The sequence below is a fragment of the Luteimonas sp. MC1572 genome (assembly GCF_016615815.1).
Lineage (GTDB): Bacteria > Pseudomonadota > Gammaproteobacteria > Xanthomonadales > Xanthomonadaceae > Luteimonas.
In genome coordinates this window covers 1,211,770-1,222,495 of record NZ_CP067112.1, presented here as the reverse complement: position 1 = coordinate 1,222,495, position 10,726 = coordinate 1,211,770, and the positions used below count along the sequence as shown (strand labels likewise).

The following is a 10,726-nucleotide window of genomic DNA, read 5'->3' as shown; positions in this document are numbered from 1 at the left end:
AGCAGCCTTTATCCAGTTATTCGATGCCGAAGGTGCTACATCACCATGTTCGAACGCGGAGCCAAGGACGCTTGTAAGCTGGGGAATAAACAACATGGCCCCCCTTCACTTAGGTGATTGGAATCTCTATATACCGATATGCCGTCCCGGTAAATGACACAATCCGGCCGACAGAACCAGGCAGCCACATCGACAAATTTGACGTGTGGTGAAATTTCGCTTTCAACAGTGCGATAGAAATTTCCATTGGCTGCCTGGACCTGCCGAAGAGACAGCTCTTTCATTGAGTCGCGACCCATCATGTGATTCTGCGCTAAGGCAATGGCCATGTTCTTTGCATAAGTCGGCACGGGCCCGAGCACCAGCACTTGCTTGCCGAGCGACTTCATTGTCATCAACGTGTTGCTCAGCGCTAGTGGCGCGACCTCCTCGTTCCTGCCTTCGCCATTGAGCGAAAGTCGAGGTACGCTTTCAGAGAAGTACTCTGACCAGAATCCTGCCATCACGACGGTTCTGACCTCCGTCTGCGCCTTAAGTGCAGCAAGAACCTCCAGGTTCTGACCAATGCACGCTGGATTAACTGCGTTCGCCACCTCCAGGAGAGGCGGACATGTTGAATTCGCCGCCACCAGCGCAGCGCGACCTGAGCGGCGCAGAGCCTCATCAAACGCAGGCAACCAAGCGAGCATGTGGCTATCTCCCCAAAGCAGGAGATCAGGCTGTTTTGACGTTTTTCCTATAACGCACAGGTCAACCGGATGGCCTCCAATCCTTGAGCCACACGCTTTGAAGGGGATGGGCGCTGTCCGCACACGATCTATCGCCACCACTGAAGGGGAGAACCTGCTTTCGGCTCCCCGATTGACCACACCTGTCAGCGAGACCGCAGCAATCACTACCGTCGCCGCGGCTCCAACTCCTATCACAAGCCGCCGGCTGGAGCCCCTTCCCATTCGACGGAACGGCTGTTCGATAAAATGATACGAAGCACTGGCCACCAGCAACGACGCGACCAGCAGAGCGGGGATCCAGGGCGTCAAAGGCTCCAGACTCGTCCCGAAACGGGTGAACACGATCAGGGGCCAATGCCAGAGATACAGCGAATAGGAAATGAGCCCAAGATAGACTACGGGGCGTAATTGCAGCAGGCGGCCCACCCAGGTGGATCCACACGCTCCCACGTAAATAAGGATGGCAGCACCAAGTACCGGCGGCACTGCCGCCATGGCTGGAAACGCGGTGTCGGCGTCGTAAGCGAACACCGGAACCAGGATTGCCATCAGTCCAGCAAAGGTCAAAGCCTCCATTAACCAACGCGCCCGCAGTTGCGGCACTGCAACGACTGCAAGTATCGCGCCGGCCATGAGTTCCCATGCGCGGAACGGCAGCAGAAAGAACACGGCGACAGATTTGTCCGAGAGTAGGAACTGCGCCGCCAGCAACGAAGCGACTGACGCCAGCAGCAATACGGGCAGCACCCGTCCTTTCAGATACTTGAAGCACAGGAGTAAGAGCAACGGAAAGATTAGGTAGAACTGCTCCTCCACTCCCAATGACCACATATGCAGGAGCGGATTGAGCTTGGCATCAGCTGCGAAGTACCCTTCCATCAGGTCGCGCCAGAACACGATGTTGGCTGAGAACAGCACCGTGCCCAATGCTCCGCGGAATGTGGCAAGGTAATCCGATGGCAACAAGATGAAGTAGCCCGCAATCAATACCGCGACAAGCACTGCGAACAAAGCCGGAAAGATGCGCCTGATCCTGCGTTCGTAGAAGCGGGCGAACGTAAACGTGCCGTCTACCATCTCACGACTGATGATCTTGGTGATCAGGTATCCGGAGATGACGAAGAACACATCGACGCCGACGTACCCGCCAGGCACGAAGCGCGATGACAGGTGATGCAACACAACCGCCATGACGGCGACCGCGCGCAGCCCGTCGATATCGGGCCGGTACTTCATCTCGGCGTTGGTCACAAACGCCCGTCGACCGCTTCCCGCGGCAGCACATACTTCACGTCATACAGCACCGCCCCGGGCTTGCCATGCGCGCGGATCCCCGCCGCACCCAGCCTCCGGAACTCCTCGTGCCCGACCGCCACCACGATGGCGTCGTACTCACCCTCGCCCGGCGCGCACAGCGACAGCCCGTACTCATGCTTCGCCTCGCCCGCATCCACCCACGGGTCGCACACATCCACGCGCGCGTTGTACCCCTGCAGCGCGCCAATGATGTCCACCACCCGCGTATTCCGCAGATCCGGGCAGTTCTCCTTGAACGCCAGTCCCAGGATCAGGATGCGCGCGCGCACCGGGTTGATGCCGTTGCGCACCATCAGCCGGATCACTTCGCCCGCCACGTACGCGCCCATGCCGTCGTTGGTGCGGCGGCCGGCCAGGATCACGTCCGGGTGGTGCCCCACTTCCTGCGCCTTGTGCGTCAGGTAGTACGGATCCACGCTGATGCAGTGCCCACCCACCAGGCCCGGGCGGAACGGCAGGAAGTTCCACTTGGTGCCGGCGGCTTCCAGCACTTCCAGCGTGTCGATGCCCAGCTTGTTGAACAGGATGGCCAGGTCGTTGACGAGCGCGATGTTGAGGTCGCGCTGGGTGTTCTCGATGACCTTGGCGGCTTCGGCCACCTTGATGCTGCTGGCCTTGTGGGTGCCGGCGGTGATGATGCTGGCGTACAGCGCGTCCACGAAGTCCGCGGCGGCCGGCGTGGAGCCGGAGGTCACCTTCATGATGGTGGTGACGCGGTGCTGCTTGTCGCCGGGATTGATGCGCTCCGGCGAGTAGCCGCAGAAAAAGTCGACGTTGAACTTCAGGCCGCTCACCTGCTCCAGGATCGGCACGCACACTTCTTCGGTGCAGCCGGGATACACGGTGGACTCGTACACCACGGTGTCGCCGGGCTGCAGCACCTTGCCCAGCGACTCGCTCGCCCTGCGCAGCGGGGTGAGATCCGGGCGGCGGGCGCTGTCGATGGGCGTCGGCACGGTGACCACGTACACGTTGCAGTCGCGGATGCCTTCAAGGTCGCTGGTGAAGCCGAGCTGCGTGGCGCTGGCCAGGAGCTCCGGCTCCACCTCGAGCGTGCTGTCCTTGCCGGCACGCAGTTCGGCCACGCGCGCGGCGTTGATGTCGAAGCCCACGGTGGCGTACTGCTTGCCGAACTCGACGGCGAGCGGCAGGCCCACGTAGCCCAGGCCCACCACGGCGATGCGCGTGGCGCCAGGCGCTGGAAACTGGTTCATGCGGTAACCCCTGACAAGTTGATGGCGATTATCCCGTCTTGACGGGCAATCGATGCGGGTCGCGGCCATGGCTTGCGCGCATGGCCTGTGCCGCGGCAATCCCGGCCAGCGCGGCGGCCACCGCCAGCATGGCCGGCGTGCGCAGCGGGTAGTCGACGATGGAGTGCGCCAGGATGGCGGCCAGCGCCACCAGCGCGGTCACGCCCAGGCCGCGCGCGTCCGCCGGCAGCCGCCACAGGCCGCGCACGGTCAGCCCCAGCGCCGCGGCGCCCAGCACCATGGCGATGAGCGCCGGCACGCCGGCCTCCAGCCACCACTGCGCGTACTCGTTGTGGGCGTGGTTGATGTAGTTGCCCATGAGCATCTCGCGCGGGGCTTCCTGCTCGAACACCGGCACGTAGCTGCCCAGGCCTGTGCCCGCGGGCGCGAAGCGCGCGGCGATGTCCCCGGTGACGGCGCGCAGCGGGGCGCGCAGCTCGTCCACGGTGTCCACCTGCATCCAGCGCAGTGCCGCGAGCAGGCCGACGCCAGCCAGCGTCAGGCTTGCGGCCAACATGACGCGGCCGCGGCGGCTGCCACGCCACGCCGGCCAGTGCGCCGCCACCACCACGCCGCAGGCGAGGATGAAAAGCACCACGCCGGCGCGCGACCCGGTGAGCGGCAGGGCCACGGCCGCCAGCAGCATCACCAGCGCCGAGACCGCCATGGTCGCCGCACGGTGTGGACGCCCGGTGGGCCAGCGGCCCACGGCCGTGGCCAGCCGCGCACAGGCCAGCGTGGCGGCGACCACCAGCAGCGTGGCCTGGTGGTTGGGGTTGGCAAAGAAGCCGTTCATGGCCGGCTGCCACTGCGGGTATGGGTTGAGCGCGCTTTCCTGCGGCGCGCCGAGCTGGGCGATGCCGAGCAGCAGGCTGGCCACGGCCATCAGCACCACGACCACCGCCAACCTGCGCTGTGCCTGCGTGGGCAGCGCGAGCGTGAGTGCGAACACGGCGACTGCGGGCAGCAGGGCGAAGCCGGCATCGCGCGTGGCGGCGGGCGCCAGTGACCAGTGTGTGGGGGCATCCGCGCCGAAGCGCTGCAGGTCCTGTCCCAGTGCCGCCCTGCCCTCGCCGCCCGCCATGGCGCCGGGCAGCCACAGCTGCAGCAGCGGGATGGCCACGACCGCGGCGATGAAGGCGAGCCACGCCCACGGCACGAGGCCTACGCGGTGTACCGCGCTGTCAGCGCGGTTTTGCAGCAACAGGTATCCACCCCAGGCGATCAGCGGCAGCGCCAGCAGGCGCGCGGCGAATACACCGCCGCCGGATTCCTGCGAACTGCCGCCGGCGACCAGCGACAACACCAGCAGCGCGACGACGGCAGCCAATGCCGCCGTGTCACGCCCGCGTAAACCTGCGGTGGCTGATGCGCCGTCCATGCGTTGATCGATTCCCCAATAAAAACGGGACGGGGCAAGCCCGTCCCGTCGGATGTCTGCCAGCCCCCTCAGGGGCTTTGTTCAGCGGCTGACCGGCGGCGGTGCGACGTAGTCGACGTCATCCATGCTGGCCAGGCCGGCCGCGCCCAGCACGGCTACGCCGGAGATGATGGCGGCGCCGCCCAGGTCCACGCCGGCAGTGGCAGCGGCGTTGGAGCCGCCCGCGCCACCGGCCGCAACGCAGGTCGCCGGCACGCCGTACACGCCAGCGCTGCGCATCGGCTGGGTGCAGCCGTTGGGATACACGAGGGTGGCGCTGCTGCCTTCGGCAAGCATGATGCGCGCGCCGCTGCGCACCTGGGTACCGGACGCCGCCGTGGCGAACTCACCGCCCGTGCTCACCATGGCGCTGCCGCTGTCGATGCGGAGCGTGGCACCGGCACCCTGCGCCAGGACAGGCGCGGAGAAAGCGGTGGCGAGTGCGATGGTGAGCAGCAACGAGGTCTTCATGGAATCCTTCCAGATATTGCGAGGGGAGCGGCATGACGCGCCGCAACACAGGGTAGTGCAATCAAGCCTGGGCGCGCAACCGCGAATGCCGCTGAATTCCCTGCATTTTCAACAGGATGGTTCAGCGCAATGACGGCTGCGTGACAGCTCAGCGGCTGATGGGCGGCTTGTTGTTGTTGTCGTCGTCGCTGCCACCGCCGCCGGCGACGGCGGCGATCACCGCCACGCCGCCGACGATGCCGAGCACCGTGCCGGTGCTGACACTGCGCGAGGTGCTGGCGAGGTCGCAATCGGCAGTGACGGTATAGACGCCGGCGGTGGCCAGCGACTTGGCGCAGCCGTTGCCGTACTTGAGCGACGCGCTGCCGCCTTCCGGCACCAGCACGCGATGGCCCGGCGCGATGGCCTGGCCGCTGGTGGCCTGGGCGAACTCACCGCCGGTGCTGACCAGCACGGAGCCGTTGTCGACGTTCAGCGCGATCGCGGGTGCTGCGTCCTGCGCATGGGCGCTGGCGGCAAGCCCGCTGGCTAAAACGAGGCTGGCGATATGAAGGGTGATGCGTGACATGTGTAGTCCGTCCGTGGGTTGGTGCTTGCAACAGCGCAACATCATGCAGGAATCGTGCCAGCCGGTCCAGCCGCGCGGCGCCTTGCCGTTGGCGGCCCGAGCCTGCGGGATGGCGTCAGTCCGCGCGCCTGATGGTGACGTCGGTCACATGCAGTTCGCCGCGCAGCACCTGGGCCACGCCGCGCGGGGCCGGGTTGACCAGGCGCAGCCACTGGCCTTCGCAGCTGTCGTTGGCCGGCACTTCGAGCGCCAGTTCAAACGCGGTCCAGTCGTGCGCTTCGCGCACGCGCGCACCCTGCGCGATGCGGGTGCGGCCGTCGCCGCAGGTAAGGGTCCATTCGAGGCCCTGGTCCGAGTGCAGGCCGCGGGTGCGCGCGCGAAGGGTCAGCAGGTGACGCCCCGGGGCCAGCAGCAGCGGATGTTCCAGCCCGACACTGGCCACCGGCCGGCCGAGGAATGCGAAGCGCGCGGCGTGCGCGCCGCCGGGCAACGCCATGCGGTCGAAGACCACGCCGTTGGTGCGGCGCAGGCGCCAGTCGAAGCCGCTGGACGTGGGCATGCGTGCGAAGTCGCCGTTCCACGGCACCGGCAGGCGTTCCGGCACCACGTCAAGGCCACTCACCCAGCGCGCATAGGCACTGCCCCAGCGCCCGTCCTTGAGCATGCCGTCGATCCAGCGCGCCACCTCGTCCGGCGCCAGGCGGCCTTGTGCGCGCAGGGCGCCGTGCAGGTTGTCGGCGGCATCCGGCAGGCCGGAACTGGCCGCCGCGCGAAGGATGGCCGGGCGCCAGCGCGGGTGAAGCGCGAGATGCGCGGCGAGCGCTTCGGCAAAGGCGGGATCCTGCGACAGCTGCGCCAGCATGGGCAGCAACTCGCTGTGGCTGCTGCTGGCGACGCTGAGCATGGCGTCCAGGTGATCGATGGCGGTGGCGTATTCGCCCACCTCGAGCGCGCGGGTGGCGAGCCAGCCGCGCATGTGCAGGTCGCGTGGCGCGCGGCGCACGGCGGTCTGGTAGCGCTGGCGCACGTCGTCCGCACTGCCCTCGCCCGCCAGCGCGGCGGCAAGGATGCCGAAGGCGCGGCCCTGCGCGGGTTCGCGCGCGAGCACGCCGCGGGCGATGGCGGCGGCGGACTGGTTGTCACCGGCGCGCAGTTGCGCCCGGGCTTCGGCGAGGTCGGCCGTGATCGCCGCCGTGTCGCCGCGGCTCGCGACCAGGCGCACGCCGGTGAACGCGAGCGCCGCGAGCAATGCGGCGAACAGCAGCCAGCGCGCGACGCTCATCGCGCGGGCTCCAGGTGCAGACGCGCCACGCGCCAGACATCATCGTGGCGCGCGAGCTCGACGCGCAGCAGGCCGGTTTCGACGGTGCCGCGGCGATCGCTGACGCGGTAGGCGCCGAGCATGGTGGCGACGTGGGTATCGAGGGTCCAGCCAGGCGCGTCGACGGCCATCCGCAGCCGTGCGTCGCCGGCATGGCGCGCGCGCAGCTGCGCGCGGATGCCGGCACCCTCGAGGCCGGTGTTCATGTCGAGCCACGCGGGATGCGCATCACCCTGCCCGGCCAGGTAGATGCGGATACCGCGCACCGCGTCTTCGGCTTCGGAGAACAGGCGCAGCGGATCTTCCTGCGACGCCGCTTGAGTCACATCCATCGCCGCGAGCGCGCGTGCTTCCGTGGGTGTCGGCTTCTCGCGGCTGGCGTCGATCGAGGCGGCCTGGCGTTCGCGTGTGGCCGGATGCCTGCTTGAAGCCTCGGGCGTCGGCGCGTACGTGGTGGCGGCCATCGCCGTGGCTGCTGCGGGCGCAGCCGGCGCGGACGATGACATGTGCGCGGGCACCGCCATGGATGTCGCCGCGGATGCGGTCGCCGCACTGGTCGCGGGCGCCGCCGCGGGCCGCTGCTCCGCCGCGATCACTTCGACCTCATCGAGCCGGTGCGGGAGCGACGTGATCATCTGCGTTGCGATGTCCGGCGCGGCGCGACGTGGCGCGGCCGGTGCGGTGCCGAACGGGTCTTCGAAGTTGTCTTCGCGGTGCACCGCAAACCAGGCCAGCACGACACACAGCAGCGTCAACAGCAGCACGGTGAGCGGGCCGGCGATCTGGTTGCGCGGGCGCGCGACCATCGCAGCGTCCCGCCGTGGACGCACCGCCGCAGCTGTTGCGCCGGGGCCATCCGGTGCACCGAGGCTGGCGTCGTAGTCGCTGCGCGCGGACTGCAGGCGGAGCTGGTTCCAGGCCTGGTTGACGCGGGTGGCGAACGCCGATTCCCAGTGCGCGCCTTCGCTGCGGTCGGGATGCAGCCAGCGCAGCAGGTGGCGGTGGTGGTCGCGGATCTCGGCGTGCGCCGCATCGCGCTGCACGCCGAGCACGCGATAGGCGTCGGCATCCTCGGCCAGCAGCACCTGCTGCACGTAGAAGCGCGTGGCTTCGAGCAGCTCGCCCTGCGCATGCCCGGTGCGGTCGGCGGCGGCGCGTGCGCGCTCGGGCGAGCCGGAGGCGATGGCCAGCAGTTCGCCCATGCCGTCCGGGAGCGGCCGCGCGCGCAGCGTGCCGCGAAGCGCGGGGGCACGCAGCAGGCCGAGCGCCACATCCAGCGCGTCGTCGCTCCCCGTGGTCATCCCCGCGCCCCGTTACTTGCCAGCGAGCTTCGGCGTGGTGCCGTAGGAGTAGTACGAGGCGTAGTCGTAGCCGTAACCGGCGACCTTGGCGTCGTAATGCGTGAGCAGGCCGCCGATGACGCGTGCTCGCGCCGCGGCCAGGCGCTTGAGCGCGGCCTGCGCGGTCTTGATGCGCGTCTCGCCGGCCTGCACCACCAGCAGCGTGCCGGAGACGACGTTCGACAGAATCGGTGCGTCGGCGATGCCGAGCACCGGCGGGCCGTCGATGATCACCTGGTCGTAGGTTTCCGCGGCGACGGTCAGCATCGACAGCAGGCGGCTGCCGGACAGCAGCTCTGCCGGATTCGGCGGCAGCGGGCCGGCGAGGATCACCTTCAGGCGCTCGTCGTCGGTATCCATCACCACTTCGCTGGCGCTGGCGGCGCCGGCGAGCAGGCTGGACAGCCCGGTTTCCGAACGCACGCCGAGTACCTTGTGCAGCGACGGGTTGCGCAGGTCGGCTTCGATCAGCAGCACGCGCTTGCCGAGCTGGGTGAAGTTGCGCGCCAGCGTGTGCGCGGTGGTGGACTTGCCTTCCGACGCGCTGGGGCTGGTGACCAGCAGCACCTTGGGCACGCCGCGGTCGGTGGAGAACTGCAGCGCGGTGCGCACCGAGCGGTAGGCTTCGGAGAACGCCGAGCGCGGGTCGCCCATGGCGGCGGCCACGCTCTGCTTGCGCAGGTTGGGGATGATGCCGAGCACGGCGAGGCGCAGGTGTTGCTCGACGTCTTCCGGGCTCTTCAGCGTGTCGTCGAGGAACTCGAGCACGAACGCCAGCAGCACGCCCAGCATCAGGCCGAGCAGAAGCCCGATGGCGAGATTCTTCGACAGGCTGGGCTTGAAGCGGCCGGTCGGCACGATGGCGCGGTCGACGATGGAGATGTTGTTGGCGCCCACGCCCGCGCCGCCGGCGACGCCGATCTCCTTGTAGCGCTGCAGCAGGCCGTCATAGAGCTGGCGGTTGGTGTCCACCTCGCGGCGCAGGATGTTGTAGTCGATGGAGCGGCTGTCGACGTCCAGGGTCTTGGTGCGCAGGCTGTTGAGCTGCGCGACCAGCATGGTCTCGCGCGCCTGGGCGGCGTCGTACTCGGCCTTGATGGAGCCACGCACGGACGCGCGCTCCTGCCCGATCTGACGGTCGACTTCGTCGATCTGGCCCTTCAGCGCCTGCATGCTCGGGTATTCGGGCTTGTAGGTCTGCAGCTGCTGCTGGTACTGCGCGTTGAGCGTGGCGCGCTGCTGCTGCAGGGTGTTGAGGATCGAGTTGCCGATGGCCGCGGCCGGCAGCGCGCCGCCGCCGCTGACCTGGCTCCATGCCGCCTGGGCGCGGATGCGGTCGTCCTGGGCACTGGCCAAGGCCGCGTTGAGCGCGCCGAGGTTCTGGCTTTCCAGCGACTGGCTGCCCTCGCCGCTGGCGACGATGTTCTCCTTGGTGGCGAACGCCACCAGCGCGCGCTCGGATTCTTCCAACCGGCCCTTGGCGAGCGCGAGCTGCTCTTCCAGGTACTTGCTGGCGTATGACGACGCGTCGAACTTGCGCTCGATCGCCGACGCGATGAAGCCGTCGGCCACCGCGTTGACCACGCGCGCGGAGAACGCGGGCAGCGTGGAGTCGTAGTGCACGCGCACCAGGCGCGAGTTGCGCACCGGTTCGACCGTCAGGCCGCCACGGACGATGCCGACCGCCTGGCCGAGGTTGGCCATGGCATCGGGCTCGCCGCTTTCGTCGATGGGCTCGGGCAGCGTGTCGGCATCGGCGGCGGCATCGGCCTTCGATTCCGGGCGCAGCGCACCGGTGGCACGCTTCCACCAGGTGGTGGAACCGAGGTGGTCGACGGTTGCGGCATCGATCTGCAACTCGTTGGCGACGCGCTCGGCCAGGCTGCGGCTCTTGAGCAGTTCGTACTGGGTCTGCAGGAAGTCCGGCGCGGAGCCTTCGGCGTTGCCCACGCCCTCGATGTTCATGACCTGCACCGACTCGCGGTCGATCTGCAGCGTGGCCGAGGCGCGGTACACCGGCGGCATCATCAGCGTGGCGATCAGCGCCAGCGCGACCACCGCGCCCAGCACGCCGAGCACCAGCCAGCGGCGCTTGACCAGGATGCGCCAGTAGGCGAGCAGGTCGATCTCGTCGTCGTCGCCGCGCTTGTCGTCGAAGAGGTCCAGCGCCAGCGTGCGCCCGTCAGTGGTGGCGGGCAGCTGCGCGCCTTCGCGGCGCACCGGAAGGTTGCTCCTGGAATCGTCCGCCGGATGGCCCGGCAGCTTGTCGTCTTGCATGCGTGTTGTTGTCCGTAACCGTTGTGGC

The 10,726-nt window shown here is 68.1% G+C and carries 8 protein-coding genes; all 8 read right to left on the bottom strand.

Annotated features, from left to right (window positions below):
• Positions 1-35: 35 nt before the first annotated feature.
• On the bottom strand, positions 36-1,982 hold the full coding sequence (locus JGR64_RS05560; RefSeq protein ID WP_199375665.1) for an acyltransferase family protein: 1,947 nt from the start codon (positions 1,980-1,982) through the stop codon (positions 36-38).
• Complete coding sequence (tviB, locus tag JGR64_RS05555) at positions 1,979-3,262, bottom strand: Vi polysaccharide biosynthesis UDP-N-acetylglucosamine C-6 dehydrogenase TviB (RefSeq protein WP_199375663.1); 1,284 nt, start codon at positions 3,260-3,262, stop codon at positions 1,979-1,981. The genes JGR64_RS05560 and tviB overlap by 4 nt, the downstream gene beginning before the upstream one ends.
• A 28-nt stretch (positions 3,263-3,290) precedes the next feature.
• A complete protein-coding gene (locus tag JGR64_RS05550; RefSeq protein ID WP_199375662.1) occupies positions 3,291-4,682 on the bottom strand; it encodes an O-antigen ligase family protein in 1,392 nt (463 codons plus the stop codon).
• An 81-nt stretch (positions 4,683-4,763) separates the two neighbouring features.
• The gene (locus JGR64_RS05545; RefSeq protein WP_199375659.1) at positions 4,764-5,192 is read right to left on the bottom strand and encodes a hypothetical protein; all 429 of its coding nucleotides are present in this window, start codon (positions 5,190-5,192) and stop codon (positions 4,764-4,766) included.
• Positions 5,193-5,340: 148 nt separating this feature from the next.
• Complete coding sequence (locus tag JGR64_RS05540; protein ID WP_199375658.1) at positions 5,341-5,760, bottom strand: hypothetical protein; 420 nt, start codon at positions 5,758-5,760, stop codon at positions 5,341-5,343.
• 115 nt (positions 5,761-5,875) lie between these two features.
• Entirely contained in the window at positions 5,876-7,042 is a 1,167-nt protein-coding gene (locus JGR64_RS05535; protein WP_199375656.1) for a hypothetical protein, read from the bottom strand.
• Positions 7,039-8,382: a DnaJ domain-containing protein gene (locus tag JGR64_RS05530; RefSeq protein WP_199375654.1), complete on the bottom strand. Its 1,344-nt coding sequence runs from the start codon at positions 8,380-8,382 to the stop codon at positions 7,039-7,041. Before JGR64_RS05530 ends, JGR64_RS05535 begins: the two co-directional genes overlap by 4 nt.
• A gap of 12 nt (positions 8,383-8,394) precedes the next feature.
• On the bottom strand, positions 8,395-10,698 hold the full coding sequence (locus JGR64_RS05525) for a polysaccharide biosynthesis tyrosine autokinase (RefSeq protein WP_199375647.1): 2,304 nt from the start codon (positions 10,696-10,698) through the stop codon (positions 8,395-8,397).
• Positions 10,699-10,726 lie beyond the last annotated feature (28 nt).